Raw genomic sequence first — 21,251 nt, 5'->3', positions numbered from 1 at the left:
TCAAATTTTTACATAGATTTTTTGTAAAAAAGACTAACAATAAGAACCTAACTGTAGATGTGGGTTCTTATTGTTAGTCTTTTAAAAAATTATGAAGAATTTAAAGCAAATTGCATAAAATTATAAGCCTTATTAGTATGTAACTCTCCACTAGGCTACCATTGAAGTTTCAAAACATTGTTTTTGCTGTAATAATCTAAAAAAATAAATATATAAAATTTGATTTTTTTAATTCTGTGTATAAAATATCAATAAAATTATTTGAAAACAGGTGGTTGTTTTGGAGAGCATAGACGAAATCTTAAAATATTACATTTTTATTACATTTTCAAAAAAGTGCTTAAAATCCGAAGACTCAAAAAAACACCTGTTATACTAAAAATAGTTAGACTTAAAAAACAGTGGCCGCTGTTATATATAAAAATATCACAAAAGGAGAGATGAAATATGATTAACAAAGTTTATGAATCTTTTCCAAGATTAGTTTATTCAAACTCAAACATTATTGAATGTGGTGGTTACTTCCAAAATAAAATTGAAAAAGATGAAGCATTAACTCAGGAAGAATTAACTATTGCTTCATATCTATTGAGTTATCTACCGACACAAGTCAATTTGACAAAGAATGAACTTAAAAACTATTTTACTAAGGAAGAAGTATTAGTGCTAATTTCACTATTTACTAGCACATATTTATGTAATTTTTCGTCAGCCAAGGAAAAACTAATTTCAAATGTTAGAGCCGCCATTTATTATGAATCTATAGATGGAATTTTTAATATTGATGGCGAAAAACTTATTAACAAACTAGAAAATCTTACAGAGTTTCAGGCATTTACGGTTCTAAGTATGATTGAAGAAGCATTTTTTCAGGGAAAAGTATCTGATGAAGAAATGAAAAAAATATTTAATATTGATTAGTTACTGATACATCATTAGACATTATAGGAATAAAAGGGTTTTAGTAGATAATTCGGGCTGCTAAAACCCTTTTAATGAGGATAATCAGTACGATTTAAAGGGATGAGTTTAGAAAAAATCGCTCCAAAATTTGATTAGATAGATTCTGTTCATATAATACTTTTAAGTCAAAAACTGAATGGAGTGATTTTTTTATGAGAGATGTAACGATTTTCGACAATTTTACTGTAATGGAAACTTTTATGATGAATGGTGTGCAGGTTGATAAAGGGTTCGATGAGATGCTGGATATATTTTATAGGGTAAATCTTTGCCCAGAAAACAGTGCCGATGATGTTAATGCTTTATTTATAGATTGCTATTATAGAAGTATTGCTGATTTAAAGAGAGATTTGAAGGATTATATTGGGTAAATCAATCTTAGACGTTAGGACGAATGAAACTTATGCTACTCTCAACACGTCAAATAAAAATATAACTGTAAAATAGTACGGATATAAGTATTTTATATTATAATTAAAGAATAGAATGATTTTAATGAGAATAAAGTGGAAGGAGTATAACTTAAAATGGAAAAGCAGTTTGAGTGTTTAAGGTGTAAAGAGCAAATGAAGTATCTGAAAGAATATCGCTTTGATTCCCAGGATAATAATAGGGGAATATTGGGAGCATTATTTGATATTGAAGAGCATTTGACTTTTGACGTATATGTCTGCCCTAAATGCAGGCATACAGAGTTTTTCTTTACAGAATCAAGGGAAGGGTTTGACGAATGGAATGACTGGTAAAGTTATTCTTTAATGTTATGTAATATTTATTTCATGTGTTTATGGTGCAAGGGGGGAAGGGTGAAGGGAAAATACTCGTTAATAAAATTTATATCAGATTTTTTGCTGGGCTTAGGATTTATCTTTACAATTAGTCCGATAATTTTATATTGTTTTATTCATGGCAATTATGAAAGATATATTTGGATTATAAATGGACCATATCCATTCAGCCATTTTGGCAGCGGGCCATTTCAGTTGTTTATGTACTTAAGCCTGCTTATAGTTGGGACAGTATTGATTACTATTTCAATGATTATAAAAAGAATAAAGAAAGAGTGAGAATAAACAGGAAGGGTGATGAAAACAATGAACTGCACAGAATTGGCTTTGAAAGAATTTCTGGTCAGAGCAAAAAGGAATACATATGCTGGAGATGGGGTTCTTTCTGTATCTTCAAGACCGAACTCAAAGGATTTACATTATGGTGAAGGGGATTTACTGTACATAGACTCTTACTTTGGGAGCGTTGATTTTATTGGTGAAGAAGTGGTATTTGAAAATCAAAAGCCCATATGGGGAATGAATTATTATGGGAAAATGCTCATTGATGAAATTCCGCCAGGATTCAGCAAATGCCTGAAAAGTGCATTGAAGGCAGTTCCTGTTGAAAACCCATTCAGAGGACCTGCTTTATTTGAACAGGATAGGTTTGTTTATAAATGTTCATGGCAGGGAGATATATCTGAGTTTAACGGGAATGAGGCAATATACTTTGATGGTATTGAAATATATAGATTGTCTTTTCATGGCGGATATATAAAATAGTATTCAATATTTTTACACACACCGTAAACACAAACTTTTTATGGAGGCATTATCCAAAACCGATGCTTGAGATAATAAGTTGCAGCAGAAGAACGGATATTCCTGCGTTTTATTATGATTGGCTTCAGGAATGTCTGAAAAATAAATATGTAATGGTAAAAAATCCTTACAATAAGTCAACATACATGGTGGATTTATCTCCTGAAAGGGTGCACTCAATTTGCCTGTGGTCAAAGTCGTTTGCCAATGTACTTAAAAATCCTGGATTTTTGTCGCTGTATAATCTATACTTTCAGTTTACAATCACAGGCTACTCCAAATTTCTGGAGCCAAATGTTATTGATACAAATGAGGCAGTCAGGCAGATGGAACAACTGGCTCTAAAGTACTCACCTAAGCAAATAAACTGGAGATTTGACCCTATTATTCTTAGTATCAAGGGAGAGAACGAACCGACACCAGATAACTTTGAAAGAGCAAGGCTAAAGGTGTTTGAGGCTTTATGCAGGGATATTTCTTCCTTTGGGGTAAATCGCTGTACCATAAGTTTTCTTTGCCTGTATAAAAAAGTGGAACAAAGAATGAAAGAATCGAAGTTTACTTGTTCAATTCCTTCACAGCAACAGCAGATTGAATTTGTAAGCCAATTAGTAGAGATTGCAGACAAATACGGGGTCACAATTTATACATGCACCAGCCACATTATTGAAGGAGTACCTGGGGTGAACAAGGGCCATTGTATAGACGGGACCTACCTTGAAGAATTGTTCGGTAAAAGAGCCTCCCACGCAAAAGATGCAGGGCAAAGAAAAGGATGCGGATGTACCAGGTCAAGAGATATTGGAGCATATAGTGGGCAGAGTTGCGGGCATGGGTGCCTTTATTGCTATGCGAGATAATTGAATATGTTATTGAAATACAGTTTCCTGTCAGAAAAATTATTTGTTCATCTGTATTGACAATATGGGAAATATATGTAATAATACGCTAAAAAGTGAGTATGCTTAAGCATTGATGTGCGAGCAGCATAGGGACCATGAATGTCCTACACGAATGGTTGTAACCCTTCGGAGTCACTCTTATGAGTGATTCTGCGGGGTTTTTTATATTTAAAAAATTAATTGAAAGATGCACTGCGGGCAAAATCTGAATTTGGGAGGAGGGAGGTTTATATGTACAATCCAGAGCAAATCAAAAATTTCTATAACAATTATGGGATGCGGGAGTGGGAGAGACTTGATTTGACCGCATACGATAGAATCAACTATCATCTGCATAGGCACTTTCTTCAAGGACATATTGGTAAAGATAAAAAAGTTCTTGATGCTGGCTGTGGAGCAGGAAGGTTTAGCATAGCCATTGCCCAGTCTGGAAGTGAGGTTACTTTGTTAGATATTTCTGATGAACAAATAAATATCGCAAGGAACAAGATTTTAGAAAGTGGATTATCGAGTAGAGTTTCTAATTTTATAGTTGGTGATTTGTGTGAAATGTCTATGATAGAAGATGAAACTTTTGATACAACTGTATGTTACGGGGCTGCACTGAACTACCTTCTTGATAATTTAAGTAAAGGCGTAAGCGAACTTGTTAGAGTCACAAAAAGAGGTGGGACAATACTCATTAGTGTAAATAGTAAATGGGGAGTTATTCATTCTTTACTTGGGAGAGAGAACTTTGATATTTTAGACTTTTTTGGACGGCCTGATTATTGGTATATTGATAAAGTTGTGGATACAGGTGAATTACCGCAGCATCCTGGTGTTTCTCATCCGCCAAGGCATTTCTTTGATGCAAAGGAAATCAGGGAAATATTACATAAGGCAGGGCTAAAACATATTGTGTTAGGGAGCAGCCCATGCCTTACGGCGGGTTTCCGTTCAAAAGTTGAGTTACTTGAGAAAGACAATGAAGCATGGAAAACAATTATTCGATTGGAAGAGAAATCGTATTGTCTCCCTACAATGTTAGACTACGGAGAGTTTCTACTTGCAAAAGGTGTAAAAGAAAAGGAGTGGTAGAATTGATAAAGCCTAAAAGACTAAAACAGAGTTCAAAAATAGCCATTATTTCGCCTTCAAACGGGCTTCCTTTCTTATTCCCTGATATTTATGAGTTAGGATTAAAGAATTTGAGAGAAATAATAGGTCTCGATATAGTAGAAATGCCAACCGCAAGGATGTCTCCAGATGAACTTTATAAAAACCCGAAACTTCGAGCAGACGATATAAATAATGCCTTTGCAGACGATAGTATTGATGGAATTATAACTTCAATTGGTGGATACGAATCGGTTAGAATTCTACAATACTTGAATACTGATATGACAATAAAAAATCCAAAGTTTATAATGGGATTTTCTGATGCTACAACTTTTCTAACATATCTGAATTACATGGGTATGGTAACATTTTATGGGCCTTCTGTAATGGCGGGATTTGCGCAACTTAAATCTTTACCATTACAGTTCACGGAACATATTAAAACGGTTTTATTTTCAAACGATTACCCTTATTCATATGCTCCATATACAGAATGGACGAACGGCTATAAAGATTGGAGTAACAGAGATACCTTGGGGGAGTGTACTGAATTCTACAGTAATGAAAAAGGTTGGGTTTTTTTACAGGGTAACAAAACAGTAGAAGGCAGATTGTGGGGAGGTTGCATTGAAGTTTTAGAATTCATGAAATCTACTGCTTACTGGCCAGATAAGGATTTTTGGAATGACAGGATACTTTTCTTTGAAACATCTGAAGAAAAACCGTTGCCTAATCAAGTAGACTATATGCTGCGAAACTACGGTATTCAAGGGGTTCTTAATAAGGTAAAAGGTATTATTTTTGGCAGACCTAAAGATTATTCGAATAAAGAAAAAGAAGAACTTAATAGCATTATTCTAAGAATAGTGAAAGATGAATTTAATGCTTCAGAAATTCCAATAGTTGTTGATATGGATTTTGGACATACGGACCCAAAAGTGATACTACCTTTGGGATGTATGATGAGATTAAACCCAGAAGCGAATGAATGTACATTATTAGAAAGTCCTTTTATGTGAAACTGAGTTATTTGTTATAGAAAGGGATTATTTCGATTAGTAAAGGAGTTATGAAAATGGACTAAAATGGTGGAATCTGCTGATGCATATTATCGTTTATATAGAAACTGGAGGATAATTGTTGTGCTATCCAAATCGTAGATGATAAATATAGAATAGTGTTATCAAAAGATAGCGCCAATGCTTATAGAGTATACTGGAAAAAAGATGCTTTTTACGAAGAACTAATTGAAAAAGTTGCAAGATATGGGGGAATGAAGATGTTAAAGGCTATATTTTTTGATATGGGCAATACGCTGGTAAAGTATTACGAAAGACATGAGTTTGATGCAATCTTGAAGCAAGGTATTCAGAATGTAAAGGATTATCTGTATTGTGAAGGCTTTAGGATACCTTCTGAAGAAGAACTATGGGAAAAGGTTAAAAGTGAAAATCATGAATCGGCCGATAATGCGGTAAGGCCTCTCGAAGAAAGATTGAAAAAGATTTTTAATTTGAATAAAACGTATATAAACTCTAATATCGAATTAGAAATGTGCAGGTGCTTTATGAAACCAATATTTTCACGTTCTTCCTGCTATGATGATGTACTTCCTGTACTGAAGAGACTAAAAGAGAAAGAGTTGAAAATTACAGTAGTTTCCAATACTGCCTGGGGAAGCCCAGCAGTATTATGGATGGAAGAACTTAAACGCTATCATATAAATATATATATTGATGATGCTGTATTTTGCAGGGATGTTGGCTGGAGAAAACCAGCAAAACAGATATTTGAATATGTATTAGAGAAGCATAACCTTAATGCTGATGAGTGTATTTTTGTAGGCGATGACCTGAGATGGGATATTGTAGGTTCTGAAGCAGTTGATATTAAGGCCATACTTATAAATCGTTCAGGAAACCAAGCAGCAAATGTTAAAACTATGGTCACTGATTTATATCAATTAATGGATTTGGTAAATTAACAACATGGTCAGGATAGCCATGGGCCAGGATGTTAGCAGTTTAAGAGAAATTCATAACTGATACTAAAATAAATGACAAAAGTACTTGAATTTATAGGAGAAGGGTATGGCGGTGGGACTTTATAAAATAATAAAGTTAGAACCCAAAGACTATTACAAATGCTCAAACATATGGAATATGGCGAAGAATCCCGATAGGACAAAGAAGTGGTATGATGAATTAGTAAACGGCAATAGAATTACTTTTGTTTATACCGAGAATGATGAGTTCATCGGTGAGGGTTCTCTGGTTTTCAGGAATGATGACCCTGATTATACAATTCCTGATAAACGAATATATCTTTCTCGGTTGATTGTTAAAGTCGAATACCGTAACCGTGGCATAGGTGGCATTATTATAGATTATTTGATTGATTATGCAAAACGGCTCGGATACGAGGAAATATCCGTCGGAGTTGACACAGATAACTTAATTGCAAGGCATCTATATGAAAAAAAAGGCTTCACAAATGTGATTTTTGAGGGAGAAGATGAGTATGGTGAATATGTAAAACTACTTAGAAAGTTATGATAAGCAACTTTTTATTATATGCATGACCTTTGGTTACTAAATACGTATCCGTTTAATATTGGAAAGTAAAGATTATTTATATTTTGTGTAGGGGGAAAAGGTAATTGAAGAAGCAAGGAAAATGAATATTGATAAGATATTGCTTACAATTAGAAACGATAATGCCAATTCAATTAAAGTCGCTCTTAATAACGATGGAAAAATTGAAAGAACAAATGATGAAAGGCATTATATCTGGATTGATTGTTAACCCCACTAAATGAACGTATTTTTTTTGTGTACATTGTTGGTATTTTGGCAATGTAAAATCTGATGTTTTAAGAGAGCAAAGTTGGTAAGGAACAATTATCATGATATAATGCTTGGTACAAAGTTTTTAAATTGGTGGGAAAATTCAATTAGGGGGTAAGGCTTTGGAAGAGATTAGAGATATAAAGGTAATTCTTAAAACATCGGATATTACTCGGGTGCTTGCAGAAAGTGTGTACAATCCAACACAGGAAAGATTAATGAGTAGAGTGGATGAGTATACCAATAACACAAATGTTGCTGCATTCGGATATATAGTGGATGGTTCTATCTGTGGGGTAATTGTTCTTGATACAGCCCAAAAAGAGAAAATTATAATATTAGATATAGCAGTAAGCAAAAGTAGTCAGCATTTAGGAATAGGGAGCAAACTGATTAACTATGTATTGGTATGTCTAAAGCCCAGTATTATACTTGCGGAAACAGATGATGATGCAGTTGGATTTTACAGAAAGTATGGATTTGAAATCAATAATTTAGGCGAGAAGTACCCGAATATTAAAAGATACGAATGCAAGTACGTAAATAATATGTAGGTCTGCAATAAAGGGGGCTTAAAATTTGGTACAGTACGATGAATTTAAAGATATACCTGGATATACAGAATGGAATATTATTAAGAAAATAGAAAAAGGCTGGTCCCAGGATGCAAAATATTATGTCCAGAATAATAATGGAGAAGAGCATTTACTCAGAATATCTGATATTTCAACATGTTGAAAAATATCAATGATATGCTTGAGTACTACGATTGTTTTAATTCATATATACTCAAATGGTATAACTCTGCATTAAGTAAAGGAGAACTACATTATGAATTTGATAGTAATTAAGGAAGTATCCTTTGAACATCTGGGCAATAAAAGCAGTCATCCATGGAAAGAAAGAGGTAATAAATATTATCATGGAGAAAGAGTTGCAAAGTTGGTTATTAAACTCAGAAAGTTTATCATTCCAGAGGATGATAGTCATGATGATATTCTGACTGTTGCAGCATGGTTTCATGATATTATGAATGGTATTGAGAATCATGCAAAAGAAGGCGCAAAAAAGACACGAGAATTGCTCGATGGATACTGTTCACAGTATGAGATTGAGGAAATTTGTAAGATAATTAGTGTTCATGATGATAGGTATTCGGACCGTAGTTTATTTTCAGATTATATAAAATTACATCAGGATGCTGACCATCTTGACCATTTTGGAACTTTTGACATATGGATAAGGTTTTTTTACGCAGCACATCATGATGAGACTATTAATGAAGTAGAGACTATTAATGAAGTAATTGACTGGTTTCAAAATGTACGCAGTAAGGAAGTCGATAAGTATCGAGAAGAATTGAATTTTGAGATTAGTAAAAAAATCTATGATGAAAAAAGTGAATTTGTCCGTAACTTTGGTAATAGAATGAGTGTTGAATGTACTGGTGGAATATGGGATGAAACTGAGATTTTGAAATAGCGGGAGGGATATTATTACTTGGAGAACTATATTACAAATGGTGAAGTTAAATTATGGACTGAAATAACAGGTAATAACAAAGAAAATTACATAATGCTATGTAATGGTGGCCCTGGCTCGCCAGATTATCTTATATTTGGTTAACACATTATGAAGAATTAAGGAGTGCATTGAGGAATTTTATCTCTGAAATACTTGTTTAAATATTTATAGTCAGAAAGGAAATTGTGCTATAGAATAATCATAATCCATTGCACAGTAGTTAGATATTATGAATTAATATATGGTACTTCCAGATGGAGATTTTTGTCGTAATGAAGGGGGTTTTTAAATGGGAAATGACAGTTATTTTTTTCAGACAGAAAGGTTGATTCTGAGAGTTTATACGAAAGAGGATGCTGATATACTCCATCCTGTTATAAGTAGAAGGGAAATTGCAGAGATGACAATTATGATTCCACACCCATACCCTAAAGAAACCGTATACTGGTGGATAGATTATATCCAAAAAAATATTGAAAAAGGAGAAGGTTTTGAATTTGGTATATTTAGTAAATCTGACCCTAAAACATACATTGGCAATATAGGACTTATTGGTATATCAAAGCAACATAACAATGCTGAGTTAGCCTACTTTATTAATCCAGATTTATGGAACATGGGATATGCCACAGAAGCATGTAGGCTTAAAAATAAAATTATAGTAAATTTTTTTGTGTTTATCTCAATAGATGGGTAGAATCCAAATGCAGGGATAAAGAATGTGAATTTTGCAAAAGCAGACCTGTTAAACTTAGCCTGTAGTTTAGTGAGAAAAAAAGGGTAGGAAATTTTACAACTCAAAAGATAACCCCAAGGATTTGTAAAAATATTTTTTACAAACCGTATCTTTTTTTACATTTTTGGTGTATAATAAAGTAGGAGGTGTAAAAAATGAGCATGGAATTATTATTTGAAAATAGAAAACTAATTGGCAAAAATATATTGAATATCATTAAAGACAACGGATATACAAAGTCTTCCTTTTCAAGGCTTACTAATATTTCACGGCCTACTTTAGATAAATTAATAAAAGGAGAAGTTGACAGCCTTGCCACCTTCAAAACTCATATTCAAAAAATTTTGGAAAGCCAGGACATGAATGAAGAACAACTACTAAACTATGTTCCAAAATATAAGACGAAAAAGGAACTTGTTTTTGCACTGTCTGACAATGCTCCAGAAAATCATGCCCTGAACCCTAAGGCTCAAGAAATGTTTGGTATTTTAGAGGACATAGTTCATATGTGTGAACTGTATTACAATTAAGAAGGTGCAGATTATGTCGGAATTAGTAACGAGTAAGAACCTTGAGCAGGTTATTGAAAAAAATAAACTGATTAAAGATGATATATTAAGATTAACAAATGATTTTACAGTCAGATTTAACAAGTCGGGGGTAACGGGGCAGGATAAACTGTCTTTTTCAGTATTAAAAGAGAATCATTTAATCCAGATTCCTATTGATGATGAGTATTGGGGCGGGGCTATTATTACAAAGGGAAGTATTAAAATACCAGTTATCAATACAGCCCAGCCCCGTGTCTATCAATATTTTGTGGCATGGCATGAAATATATCATTTGTTCTATGACCTTAATTTAAGGGAAGAGACACATAATATTGCCGTTGATATGGATTTGAACGAGAGAAGAGCAGACTATTTTGCAGCAAAAATGATTTTTGGGAATGTTTATGACTACTATTATTCATTAGATGATGAAAATTTTATCGACAAAGTTATAAAATGCATGGATGTATATAAGGCACCATACAAGGCAGTACTGATAGAACTATTTGAAGAAGCCGTTACAAAATATAATGATTTGGATTTAAAAGAAAAAATTCTAGAGCATTTTGATAATAAACCTGATGATTTAGTGCAAAAATTTATAGATTTGGAATTAGACGCAGAGTTAGTAAAACCCTCATATGTTGTAAGTTTAGGTGGGTTGGAGAAGAAAATACAAAGTGTTATAAAAGAAAACCCAGATGTCTCCCATCATAAAGATAATTATCAGTTTCTACTCACGCTAAAGAATAAAATTAAAAAAGGAGTGGAGGGACTTGCCAAATGAAAGGAGAAGGCATAAAAGAATTAAAAAAATACCTTTCTATAGGCAAGCCTCTCAAAGTTTGCATCCTGGATAATAACTCTGTTGAATTTTTAACATGGGTACGCAAGAACGTCAGCCCTGAAAAGATATTTAGCCAGTATGATATGATTCTTATCCCCAAATGGGTATGGGTTGAGGTCTGTGATAGTGATAATAGAAAAAGTTACATAAATGATTTAAAACATTATTCGAAGGTCCAAATTATAGATGAAGTTGATTATTTAACATTGGTGGATTACAAAGAAGCAGAATTATACTATCTGTTTTTGTATTGCTGCTACAATGTGAGCAGGCTTGTTAGTTTTATTAAGAAAAACATCTTAAAAAACAGACCTGTAGAAGACTTGGACCCCTATGAAGAATGGCTAAATATATTTTATGAAGAGGGACTAGACCAAAGAAAACTTTCAAACGGAAGAATTCAGAAGAAGAATGCAGGAGAGATATCTATTGCCGTTTTAAGTTATATCCTTTCCTATTATTACAGTGGAAGCATTGATACTATTACTATCTTTAGCAGTGACAGGGATACATATGAATTTGTTTCTAAGGCTAAAGAAATACTTTATAAAGACGAGCGATTTAAAGACAGAAGCAACACTTCCATAACTTTCAAATCAAATGATTTTCTGATTTATGAATGGACAAGGCTGGGATATATAAACGAAGATAATATTGATGCTTTTGTGGACAATTACAGGCAGACGAGGAGAATAAAATTTACGAGAAAAAAACAGGATAATTCAATTGAAGAACAAGACAAATTAATAGAAAATACTGTCTTTTTAGAGATGTTAAAGGACAGCACGATACATTTAATCTTTTGAATATACTGGACTATAGTAAAAAGGTTTTAGTAGATTTTAAGCCTACCAAAACCTTTTTCTTATTGCTTTAATATTTCTTATCTTTTTTAAAGTAAGATTGAACCTTTACGGTAAAAGAAAGAAGCATAATAAGAAATATTCCCAATAGAGAACCTGCAATAAAGCGGATAAACATATTTTCTGCAATTACAGTAAATGGTATTAGAAATATACTTATGAGAATTACCAGTTTTATAGTCAAAAAAACACTATGCCTCATAAAATACCTCCTTATGTTCAGGTTACATAGAATCTTATCCTATTACTACATGGTATTTCAAGTGAGATTTTAACGTTTAAAATAAAGTCGGTCCATGATATAATGAGATTAGGAAATAGGTTTAGGGAAATGGACTAAGTGCCATTGACACAGTCACCTAATAAAGGTGTCAAACTGTAGTCAGTGGCATTTTGTTTTTCAGAGAACAGATGAATAAGGGAAAAACGATAAGAATTTCATTAGAAAAAAGGCTAAAAGCAAGGGGGAAAGGACTTAATGAAGTGGTGGTTGAATTACATTACGATATCATTCTCCTTTGTTCCGTACTCTTTTATACTTAATTCCTAACTCGGGAGGTATCTGCATGGCTAAACGGAAAACAGATTGGGATGAAAATAAATTAAATAAATGGATACAGGAAGGCAGGGGACAGGGGGAAGGCAAGGATTACAAGCCCTGGCTTACTGTACAGGACTTTCCCAGCAAAGGCAGAGTTACACGTGTATTTGGATGGAAAACAAAAAGAATTCATCATATTTTCACGGATTCGGAAGCACGATATTTTTATTTGTTAGAATGGGAGGATGATGTTTTAGATATCAGGGAGCACTACCCCTTGTTCAACTGTGAAGAAGTCATACAAAACCATGCTGGTTTAAATTTTGATTTATTTAAAGACAAAGATACAGGAACGCCATACATTTTATCTACTTCATTTTTAATAACCTTGAAAAAAACAAACGGCAAAATAGCATATGTTGCCAGAAGCCTTAAGGCGGATTATGAACTTGAGCAAAAGACGGCATTAGAAAGGCTGGAAATAGAGAGAAGATACTGGCAGAGTCAAAATATTGATTGGGGAATAGTAACACAAAAAGAGATTCCAGTGGTTAAATCAAAGAATATAGAATGGATTCACTCATCCTTATATCCTGCTGATGAAAGAGGATTTACAGATGAAGAGGTTGACTATTACTGTAAGGCTTTCATTGATAAATTGGCAGGAAGCAATACTTCAATTAGAGATTTCACTACCCAATTTGACAGGCTGTTTAACTTGGATACAGGGTCAGGGGTGTATATATTCAAGCGTTTAATTGCTCTTAAAAGGATAATGGTGGACATGAATAAAAAAATCGACCTTAATGATTCGACCCAAAGTATAGAAATTATTAAGCAAAGTTTGCCAGAGAGGGTGGGGGTACTTTGATTGCAGTAAATACACTAATCAAGTGGGTACAGGATAATGATAAAGAAAGTGTGGAAAGGATTTTGTGGCTTGATAGGCAGCAAAACTTTGCATACGTTATAAACATATATTTAAATGAAAGTCCTTTCCCAAGAAGTATTTCTGATATCGAAGAGGGCATAAAGCAGGGGATTGCATTTATATTGGAAAACGACCCATTTGTTAAGGTTGTTCATGAAGAAGAATTGTCAGAGAAATCAAGACAAATACGGGATAAAGCATGGGAAGTTATTAAAGAACTTGTTACACTTGAACCTGCTATTTTTGATAAGAAAGAACGGAGGGAACTTGTTTTAAAAGCCTCGTCTATTTATCAACTACATGAGAAAACTGTTTTAAATTATCTTAAAAGATTCTGGAAGAGAGGGAAAATAAAGAACGCTTTGCTTCCAGACTACTATTTATGCGGAGGTACGGGTAAAGAAAGGCGGGCAGGAGACAAAAAGCGTGGACGCAGGCGAAAAAATGTGGAACTGATAGGTGAGGGAATCAATGTAGATGAAGAAATAAAGAGGATATTTAACATCGCTGTCAATAAATACTATCATACAGGCACTAAAAAATCCCTTAAACTTGCATATGAACTGATGAGAAAAGAGTTCTTCAGCGATGAATTCAGGATACAAAACGGCATAAAAGTTCCTATCATAAAACCTGTGGGCGATGTACCTACATATGCACAATTTCGTTATTGGTATTATAAGAATATCAATTTCAAAAAGAAAATTACATCCAGACAGAGCAGTAAAAAATATGAGCAGCAGCACAGGCCTCTTCTGGGAAATTCAACTTCAGAAGCCATTGCACCAGGAAGCATCTATCAAATCGATGCAACTGTAGGAGACATTTATCTTGTGAGCCGCTTTAACAGGAACTGGATAATTGGAAGACCGGTGATTTACGGGGTTATAGATGTTTTCAGCAGAATGGTTGTTGGTATTTATGTTGGCTTAGAGGGTCCAAGTTGGATAGGAGCGATGATGGCTCTTGCAAATGCAGCGTCCGACAAAGTTGCCTTTTGCAGGGAGTATGGAATAGATATTGAAGAAAAAGACTGGCCTGTCCATCACTTGCCAGAGGCTATTCTGGCTGACAGAGGGGAACTTGAAGGTAAGAATGTTGAAAACCTTATTAATGCTCTGCATGTAAAGATACAGAATACTCCCCCGTATAGGGCAGATTGGAAAGCGGTTATTGAACAGCATTTCAGAATAACCAATTTAAGGGTAAAACCACTTTTGCCTGGTACTGTAAACCCTGATGTGAGAGAGCGGGGCGACAGGGATTACAGACTGGATGCCAAACTGGATATATACCAGTTTACACAGATTATCATTAAATGTGCCCTGTACCATAATAACCAGTACTACCTAAAAAACTATGACAGGGAAGAGATGATGGTTGCTGATGAAGTAGAATGTATTCCACGGGAAATATGGAACTGGGGGATTGCAAACCGTGCAGGCAGATTGCGGAGTGTACCAGAGGATATCATTAAACTTAATCTCATGCCTTCGGATACGGCAACAGTAACAGCAAAGGGGATAAAATTTAAGGGCTTGTATTATGCTTCTCAAAAAACTCTCAAGGAGAGATGGTTTGAAAAGGCGAGGAATAAAGGAACATGGAAGATTGATGTATCTTTTGACCCCCGCAATATGAATTTTATATATATCAAGGAGCAAAATGGTATGGATTTTGAGAAATGTTTTCTCCTGGAACACCAAGATAGGTATAAGGATAAAAATTTTGAGGAAATTCAATACCTACTTGAAGAGGAGAAACTTCAATTAAAATTGTTGGAAGATAAGGAACTTCAGGCAAAGGTTGATTTAATAACTGAGATTGAAAGTATTACAAAAGAGGCAGAAAAATCTTTTAAAGAAGAAAAGTCAGATGAAAGCGATTCGAAGCGCAAAAAAGGCATTAGAAATAACAGGAGAATAGAAAAGATGTTAAATCGGGAAAAGGAAGCCTTTGAACTGGATAAAAAAGACACAGGAAATAAGGCAGAAGTTATATCGTTCAATAGAACGGAGCAGAAAGAACAGTTTGATGAGAATGATGCCATAGACCTTTTATTAAGAAAACAAAAGGAGGCCTTAAAGAAAATCCATGAATAAAGTAATAATACCTAACGGTGCTAACGCTGTAATTGCGGAATACAAGGAACAGTTGATACCTGAATACAGTGGAAACCCGTTTATTGAAGCGCTGCCGCCAATTTATTCCCAGGAAGAAGTGGTGGAGAAACTTGCACTTTATCCGCGCTATAACCCAGAAGAAAGGCAATTGGAAAGCCATTACCGCATCCATATGGTTCAGCGGTTGTTTCAGTGCTTCCAGCTCCTTGGCATTCACCTTGACCTTGAAAGCAGGATAAGCAGGGTTATAAGGCAGGGATACCTGGCACGTAACCCATTTAAACCTTCTTATGCTGAAAGCCTTCAGGACGGTTATAAGGCGATACAAAGCCTTAAATGGGAGTTAAGCAGCAATGAATCCTTCAGGACTACTGCAGCGGGCTTTACAATTATAGGGGTAAGTGGAATGGGCAAGACAACGGCCATCAACCGTGTATTATCCCTTTTTCCCCAGATAATTATTCATTCACAATATAAGAATATCAATTTTAGTATGTACCAACTGGTTTGGCTGAAGTTAGACTGCCCATTTGATGGTTCCTTGAAGGGTCTCTGCATAGAGTTTTTCCATAAGGTAGATGACCTGTTGGGTACGGATTATTATAAGAAGTCCGGGGTAGGCAGGAAAACCGTAGACAATATGCTCTCTATTATATCCCAGATAGCCAGGAATACAGCCTTAGGCGTATTGGTCATAGACGAGATTCAGCATTTAAATGGGGCAAAAAGCGGCGGGGATGAGAAGATGCTTAACTTTTTTGTAACCCTTGTCAATACCATTGGAGTACCAGTCATACTTATCGGAACTACAAAAGCATTATCGGTTTTGCAATCGGAATTTCGTCAGGCAAGGCGCGGCAGCGGTCAGGGAGATATGATTTGGGAGAGGTTAAGTAAAGATAAAAGTTGGGAACTGCTAATCAATGCACTTTGGGATTATCAGTGGACCAAAAAGGAAGTACCGCTAACACCTGAATTAAACGATGTGCTATATGAAGAGTCACAGGGCATCATTGACATTGCGGTAAAACTTTATGCTATGTCCCAAATACGGGCAATCCTCTCAGGCAGGGAGGATATTACTGTAAATCTGATTAAGCAGGTTGCAAAGGATAATTTGAAATTGGTCCGCCCCATGCTGGAAGCCTTAAAATCAGGAAATATTAAAGAAATTGCCAAGTATGAGGATATTTGTACTGTAGACATTGATTTTCTGGGATTTGTGGACAAAAGCAAACAGTCATTAGACTGGGATATGAGGATGAAGATGCTCCAAAGGCAGCAGAAGGAAAAAGAAAAGGAAGCCAACCTTTCAAAGAAGGAACAGGCAATTTTAAAATTGCTGGACTTGAATATTGATGCAAAAAAGGCTCAAAAAGCAGTAGAGCAGGTTTTAGATAGTGAAGAGAGTCTTGAAGTCTCAGAGATTGTAATAAAGGCTGTGCAGATGATATCAACCAATGATAAACCAAAACAAAGGGAAAAGAGTAAAGCAAAGAAGATGGATGAAAATGATATAAGGTTTATTGTGGAAGAAGGCAGGAGAAATAAAAAATCAGCCTATGAATCATTAAAAGAAAAAGGACTTATCAGGCAAGTGGAAAATGATTTTTTCAAGGCGGTGTAGCACAAAATGATGACGTTTTTTCCTGTGCTTTATGAGGATGAAGTGTTATACAGCGTTCTTGCAAGGTACCATGTGCGTAGCGGGAATACAAGTTATAAGGCTACAATGAAAGACCTTTTTGGTTCAACTTCTGTAACAGCGGTGATGGACCTGCCTTCCAATATACAGAATCTTGTTAATAATATGCCCTTTAATTCCCGGTATACAGAAGAATATCTCATAAAAAGCCATACACTTTTCCCATTCTATTCTGCCTTCTTACCTCCTGAGCGTGCAGAAAAAGTTCTAGAATCAATGAAAGGGGAAAACGGAGGAAGTATATACAGCCGAACTGGAATTATGGCCAGTTCTATAACATTAAATCAATATTTTAAGTTTTGTCCTGTCTGCGCTAAAGAAGATAAGTTGCAGTACGGAGAGTTATACTGGCATAGGGTTCATCAAATCCCTGGTGTGCTGATATGTCCGAAACATCATGTTCCTTTATATAACAGCCAGGTGCTTATCAGGGTATATAACAAACATGAATATAGGGCTGCTTGTGAAGAGAACTGTGTAAAACCAGATATTGATATGATATACGCTGATGATGTTTTTGAAAAACTGGTTAGGCTTGCAGAGGATGCTCAGGTTTTACTTAACAGTGATTTTGATAAGAGAACTATAGAATGGTATAAAGAGCAGTATCTTGCAAAGATGATGGAAATGGGATTTGCAAATGTAAATGGGAAAGTGCACCGAAAGAGGTTTATAAAAGAGTTTATTAATTATTATGGTGAAGTATTTTTAGATATAGTACATTCCGGTGTTGATGTAGATAACGATTCAAACTGGCTAATGGATATGGTAAGGAAGAAAAACAAGACTTCTCATCCTATCAGACATTTGCTTTTGTCCCGTTTTCTTGGAATTTCACTTCATGATTTATTTTATAAAAAGATGGAATATAAGCCTTTTGGAGATGGACCTTGGCCTTGTCTGAATGCAGCGTCAGACCACTACCTAAAGCCTGTTGTTTCTGACTTAAAAATTGTATATAGTACGGATTCAAAATATCCTGTCGGGACTTTTTCTTGTACTTGTGGTTTTGTTTATACCAGAAGTGGGCCAGATGAGTCTGAAGATGCAAGATATAGGTTTGGAAGAATTAAGGCCTTTGGGACAGTGTGGGAAGAGAAACTTAAAGAGTTAGTAAACCAAAAGTTGAGTTTAAGGGAAACAGCGAGGTTACTAGGGGTAGACGCTAATACGGTCAAGAAGTATGCCCGAAAACTTGGGCTAACTACTTACTGGGAAAAGCGGAGTGAGACCGATAGTGAATGTGATAATGATGGGAACAGTTATTCTTCAATGAATTTGGACAGGAATTACTACAGAGAGAAGTGGAAGGAATTAAGAAAGCAATATCCAGAGATGGGGAAAACGCAATTACGGCAGATAGATAATGCTTTATTTGCCTGGCTTTATAGGAATGACAGGGAATGGCTGAACCAGAACTCGCCTGATAAAAAAGTGACTAATGCTGTCAACACCAGAGTTGATTGGAATCAAAGAGATAATGAGATATTATCTCAGATAAAAGGAATAGTTGATAAGATGCTGAATTCGGATGGAAAGCCTGAAAGGATTACCATTAGTCTAATTGGTAGTAAATTAGGAATAAGAGGCTTGCTTGAAAAGCATTTAGATAAACTTCCAAAGACAAAAGCATATCTGGATTCTGTTATAGAGACAAATCACGACTTCAGGTTAAGGAGGATTCGCTGGGCAGTTAAAGAGTTAGAGAAAGAAGGGGAAGAACTGCAAATGTGGAAGATAATGAGGAGGGCTGGTGTAAGAGAAGAGTATGTGACAGAATTAGAGGATATTTTATGGTAGATATTAATTTTAATGTAATGAAATATTACATAAATGAATAAATTATTGACACTATGGAGAATATAATGTAATATAATATTACAAAAGGAGGTTGAGTTAAATGCCCAGTATAAATGAGTTGGGTGAAAAAATCAGGGCTGCCAGGGAGGAAAAGGCATTTAGCCAAAGTGAAGTTGTTGAGAAACTCATGGAAAAGGGTATCAATATGAGCAGAGAAACACTTAGCAAAATAGAAAATGGCAACAGGAGTATATCTGCTGTGGAGTTAAATGCTTTATGTAGTATTTTAGGCATAGATATAAACAGCCTTTTTAATGAAGATGATGATTTAGTTACTCTTTTTAGAAAGAGAAATTTTTCTGAAAACACCATTAATGAAGTTGGAAAACTCCAGGATATGATAAAAGTATTCATTTATCAAAAGAAAATATATAATGGGGAGTTTAAGCCTATAAAGAGAAAACCATTATGGGAGGAGTGTTGATATTGAATATGGCTGATTTAAACCTCCCTGATGAGTTAACCAGGCTGCGGTTAAAGGAATTAGCAGAAGAAGTAAGAGGCAGATTTGCTAAAAAAGGGCTCTCTGATATATTTGACGTTCTTGCTGAGGCTGCATTTTTAATAAGAAAACCTATGGAAACAAATGAGATTTCAGGGTTTAGCACTTATTTTGAGGAGCAGTTCATCGTATTTTTAAACAGTAATTTTACTTTAGGTCATGAAAGATTTACAGGAGCCCATGAATTGTATCATATTATATATAATCCAAATATATTAAAAAAGGAAAAGGTTATTTTAGACAAAGAGAAATATAAGGAAGAAGAAGAGGCAGCGGATATATTTGCCTCCGAATTTTTAATGCCAGAAGATTATATAAAAGAAATTTTTTACAAAATCATTAATGTAGATAAAAACAGTGTTTTACCACGGCATATAATAAGAATGCACAATTATTTTAAAGTAAGTTATAAAGCAATGTTAAAAAGGCTTATTCAACTTGGCTTGTGTTCTCCAGATAAATATGAGGAACTTGTTAAGATTTGTTCCATAGAAAATACAGAAAAACTCCAATCTTTAACCAAACGGGAAGGCTATAGCACAGACTTAATTATTCCTTCAAAAGTAACATATATTTCTAAAGAGTATATTGAGTTTGTGAAAAACAATTACGAGAGAGGGAATATTTCATATGAGAATATGAAAAGCAGTTTTGAGTTCATCGGGTTAACACCTGATGATTTCGGATATGAATATCCCCAGGAAGAGGATTATTAAAATGCGCTATATAGGTGCAATTTCCGACACTGATATTTTAATCAATTTAGCCAGGGTTGATAGATTGGATGTTTTGGAATATTTATTTAAAGAAATAATCATTCCTCAATATGTATATGATGTTGAAATTAAGAAAAAAGCAGAAAAGTATTACAGTATAATAAATCACGCTATTAATAAAGACGGGAGTATATTTCGTGTGCTAGATAGAAAAAAGGATAAGTCTATAAATATACTTGCGAAAGATATAATTGAAGATATGAGAAAAGTTATAGGGCCAGGAGAAAGCGAATGCGCAGGTTATGCTCATGCATTAAGAATACCTATCATAATATCGGATAATTACACAGAATTCAAATGGATGGGTGAGTTTATAACATTAACTCACAGAAATATTCTGGCTCTATGCGTTTATTTCGGTAATATTGAACAAAGTGAAGCAGAAGATATTTTTAATCGAATTAACAGTCAACTATCATACCCGACTCAAGATACGTTTGATGACCAGTACAGAAAGGCTATGAGGCGATTTAGTAAAAATGGCTGGGAAGCATATTTAGGTATAACAAGTGTGTGGTGATACATAATTGGCTTTCTGTAATCCTTTATACCTATTTCCTTGTTCCATGAGCCTAACTATGTATAATTCAAATAAAGTCCACTCCATGATAATAAAGTTGACTCTATAAAAATAAAGTTCGTTCCAAAATCCCGTAGTCGAAGCAGGAAAAATCCTGAACGGCTGCGGGATTTACTTTTTATTGAGTTTAGAGTTTAGGGGTAAGGGATAAGGCTGAAAGTATTGATTTTATTGGATTTGAATAGAGTATTGATAAAAGATATTGATTAAAACTTTCCACTTTTTCCTTTTAACTTTTCCCTATTTATGACACGACTTTTTTATCTAAAATGAGGCTAAAAACAGGAAGAAAATAGGAGATAGGTGTA

General features: G+C 34.6%; 26 protein-coding genes. 25 read left to right on the top strand and 1 reads right to left on the bottom strand.

Annotated features, from left to right (window positions below; genetic code table 11):
• Nucleotides 1-447 precede the first annotated feature (447 nt).
• The 18 genes from GSH73_RS10905 to GSH73_RS10825 all read left to right on the top strand — a co-directional run bounded on the left by GSH73_RS10905 (nucleotide 448) and on the right by GSH73_RS10825 (nucleotide 11,868).
• Entirely contained in the window at nucleotides 448-921 is a 474-nt protein-coding gene (locus GSH73_RS10905; protein ID WP_014757979.1) for a hypothetical protein, read from the top strand.
• Between the two features lie 194 nt (nucleotides 922-1,115).
• Nucleotides 1,116-1,334 (top strand): hypothetical protein, encoded by a 219-nt coding sequence (locus tag GSH73_RS10900; protein ID WP_014757980.1) that lies wholly within the window; start codon nucleotides 1,116-1,118, stop codon nucleotides 1,332-1,334.
• A 156-nt stretch (nucleotides 1,335-1,490) separates the two neighbouring features.
• The gene (locus tag GSH73_RS10895) at nucleotides 1,491-1,709 is read left to right on the top strand and encodes a zinc ribbon domain-containing protein (protein WP_014757981.1); all 219 of its coding nucleotides are present in this window, start codon (nucleotides 1,491-1,493) and stop codon (nucleotides 1,707-1,709) included.
• Between the two features lie 60 nt (nucleotides 1,710-1,769).
• A complete protein-coding gene (locus GSH73_RS10890) occupies nucleotides 1,770-2,030 on the top strand; it encodes a hypothetical protein (protein ID WP_014757982.1) in 261 nt (86 codons plus the stop codon).
• Between the two features lie 18 nt (nucleotides 2,031-2,048).
• Nucleotides 2,049-2,516 (top strand): DUF5680 domain-containing protein, encoded by a 468-nt coding sequence (locus GSH73_RS10885; RefSeq protein ID WP_014757983.1) that lies wholly within the window; start codon nucleotides 2,049-2,051, stop codon nucleotides 2,514-2,516.
• Between the two features lie 62 nt (nucleotides 2,517-2,578).
• Complete coding sequence (locus GSH73_RS10880; RefSeq protein WP_014757984.1) at nucleotides 2,579-3,415, top strand: DUF1848 domain-containing protein; 837 nt, start codon at nucleotides 2,579-2,581, stop codon at nucleotides 3,413-3,415.
• A gap of 273 nt (nucleotides 3,416-3,688) precedes the next feature.
• Nucleotides 3,689-4,537, top strand: coding sequence for a class I SAM-dependent methyltransferase (locus GSH73_RS10875; RefSeq protein WP_014757985.1), 849 nt, complete (start codon nucleotides 3,689-3,691; stop codon nucleotides 4,535-4,537).
• A 2-nt stretch (nucleotides 4,538-4,539) separates the two neighbouring features.
• Complete coding sequence (locus tag GSH73_RS10870; RefSeq protein WP_014757986.1) at nucleotides 4,540-5,577, top strand: S66 family peptidase; 1,038 nt, start codon at nucleotides 4,540-4,542, stop codon at nucleotides 5,575-5,577.
• A gap of 158 nt (nucleotides 5,578-5,735) precedes the next feature.
• Nucleotides 5,736-6,542 carry an HAD family hydrolase gene (locus tag GSH73_RS10865; protein WP_014757987.1) on the top strand — a complete coding sequence of 269 codons (807 nt, stop codon included), beginning with the start codon at nucleotides 5,736-5,738 and terminating at the stop codon, nucleotides 6,540-6,542.
• 106 nt (nucleotides 6,543-6,648) lie between these two features.
• Nucleotides 6,649-7,113, top strand: coding sequence for a GNAT family N-acetyltransferase (locus tag GSH73_RS10860; protein WP_014757988.1), 465 nt, complete (start codon nucleotides 6,649-6,651; stop codon nucleotides 7,111-7,113).
• 413 nt (nucleotides 7,114-7,526) lie between these two features.
• Entirely contained in the window at nucleotides 7,527-7,958 is a 432-nt protein-coding gene (locus GSH73_RS10855) for a GNAT family N-acetyltransferase (protein ID WP_014757989.1), read from the top strand.
• Between the two features lie 25 nt (nucleotides 7,959-7,983).
• The gene (locus GSH73_RS10850; protein WP_014757990.1) at nucleotides 7,984-8,142 is read left to right on the top strand and encodes an aminoglycoside phosphotransferase; all 159 of its coding nucleotides are present in this window, start codon (nucleotides 7,984-7,986) and stop codon (nucleotides 8,140-8,142) included.
• Nucleotides 8,143-8,235: 93 nt separating this feature from the next.
• Entirely contained in the window at nucleotides 8,236-8,886 is a 651-nt protein-coding gene (locus tag GSH73_RS10845) for an HD domain-containing protein (protein WP_014757991.1), read from the top strand.
• An 18-nt stretch (nucleotides 8,887-8,904) separates the two neighbouring features.
• Nucleotides 8,905-9,030, top strand: a complete 126-nt coding sequence (locus tag GSH73_RS13735) for a hypothetical protein (protein WP_014757992.1) — start codon at nucleotides 8,905-8,907, stop codon at nucleotides 9,028-9,030.
• A 187-nt stretch (nucleotides 9,031-9,217) separates the two neighbouring features.
• Nucleotides 9,218-9,625, top strand: coding sequence for a GNAT family N-acetyltransferase (locus GSH73_RS10840; RefSeq protein ID WP_014757993.1), 408 nt, complete (start codon nucleotides 9,218-9,220; stop codon nucleotides 9,623-9,625).
• 194 nt (nucleotides 9,626-9,819) lie between these two features.
• The gene (locus GSH73_RS10835) at nucleotides 9,820-10,194 is read left to right on the top strand and encodes a helix-turn-helix domain-containing protein (RefSeq protein WP_014757994.1); all 375 of its coding nucleotides are present in this window, start codon (nucleotides 9,820-9,822) and stop codon (nucleotides 10,192-10,194) included.
• Between the two features lie 13 nt (nucleotides 10,195-10,207).
• Nucleotides 10,208-11,002, top strand: coding sequence for an ImmA/IrrE family metallo-endopeptidase (locus tag GSH73_RS10830; RefSeq protein ID WP_014757995.1), 795 nt, complete (start codon nucleotides 10,208-10,210; stop codon nucleotides 11,000-11,002).
• Entirely contained in the window at nucleotides 10,999-11,868 is an 870-nt protein-coding gene (locus GSH73_RS10825) for a hypothetical protein (RefSeq protein ID WP_014757996.1), read from the top strand. The genes GSH73_RS10830 and GSH73_RS10825 overlap by 4 nt, the downstream gene beginning before the upstream one ends.
• 67 nt (nucleotides 11,869-11,935) lie before the next feature.
• Here the strand turns inward: GSH73_RS10825 and GSH73_RS10820 are convergent, their stop codons facing one another.
• Nucleotides 11,936-12,127: a hypothetical protein gene (locus GSH73_RS10820; protein ID WP_014757997.1), complete on the bottom strand. Its 192-nt coding sequence runs from the start codon at nucleotides 12,125-12,127 to the stop codon at nucleotides 11,936-11,938.
• A gap of 364 nt (nucleotides 12,128-12,491) precedes the next feature.
• Here GSH73_RS10820 and GSH73_RS10815 point away from each other — a divergent pair, with 364 nt between their 5' ends.
• From GSH73_RS10815 to GSH73_RS10785, 7 genes are all read left to right on the top strand, one after another.
• Nucleotides 12,492-13,337: a heteromeric transposase endonuclease subunit TnsA gene (locus GSH73_RS10815; protein ID WP_014757998.1), complete on the top strand. Its 846-nt coding sequence runs from the start codon at nucleotides 12,492-12,494 to the stop codon at nucleotides 13,335-13,337.
• Nucleotides 13,334-15,499 carry a TnsB C-terminal domain-containing protein gene (locus GSH73_RS10810; RefSeq protein ID WP_014757999.1) on the top strand — a complete coding sequence of 722 codons (2,166 nt, stop codon included), beginning with the start codon at nucleotides 13,334-13,336 and terminating at the stop codon, nucleotides 15,497-15,499. The genes GSH73_RS10815 and GSH73_RS10810 overlap by 4 nt, the downstream gene beginning before the upstream one ends.
• Nucleotides 15,492-17,147 (top strand): ATP-binding protein, encoded by a 1,656-nt coding sequence (locus GSH73_RS10805; RefSeq protein ID WP_014758000.1) that lies wholly within the window; start codon nucleotides 15,492-15,494, stop codon nucleotides 17,145-17,147. Before GSH73_RS10810 ends, GSH73_RS10805 begins: the two co-directional genes overlap by 8 nt.
• Nucleotides 17,148-17,153: 6 nt before the next feature.
• Nucleotides 17,154-19,025: a TnsD family Tn7-like transposition protein gene (locus GSH73_RS10800; protein ID WP_014758001.1), complete on the top strand. Its 1,872-nt coding sequence runs from the start codon at nucleotides 17,154-17,156 to the stop codon at nucleotides 19,023-19,025.
• 100 nt (nucleotides 19,026-19,125) lie between these two features.
• Entirely contained in the window at nucleotides 19,126-19,509 is a 384-nt protein-coding gene (locus GSH73_RS10795) for a helix-turn-helix domain-containing protein (RefSeq protein WP_014758002.1), read from the top strand.
• 8 nt (nucleotides 19,510-19,517) lie between these two features.
• Nucleotides 19,518-20,303: an ImmA/IrrE family metallo-endopeptidase gene (locus tag GSH73_RS10790; protein WP_038068948.1), complete on the top strand. Its 786-nt coding sequence runs from the start codon at nucleotides 19,518-19,520 to the stop codon at nucleotides 20,301-20,303.
• A gap of 1 nt (nucleotide 20,304) precedes the next feature.
• Nucleotides 20,305-20,883 carry a PIN domain-containing protein gene (locus GSH73_RS10785; protein WP_014758004.1) on the top strand — a complete coding sequence of 193 codons (579 nt, stop codon included), beginning with the start codon at nucleotides 20,305-20,307 and terminating at the stop codon, nucleotides 20,881-20,883.
• The last annotated feature ends 368 nt before the right edge of the window (nucleotides 20,884-21,251 follow it).

Source organism: Thermoanaerobacterium aotearoense, assembly GCF_009905255.1.
GTDB lineage: Bacteria > Bacillota > Thermoanaerobacteria > Thermoanaerobacterales > Thermoanaerobacteraceae > Thermoanaerobacterium > Thermoanaerobacterium aotearoense.
Note: the sequence above shows the minus strand (reverse complement) of the source record. Positions and strands in the feature narration are given on the sequence as shown.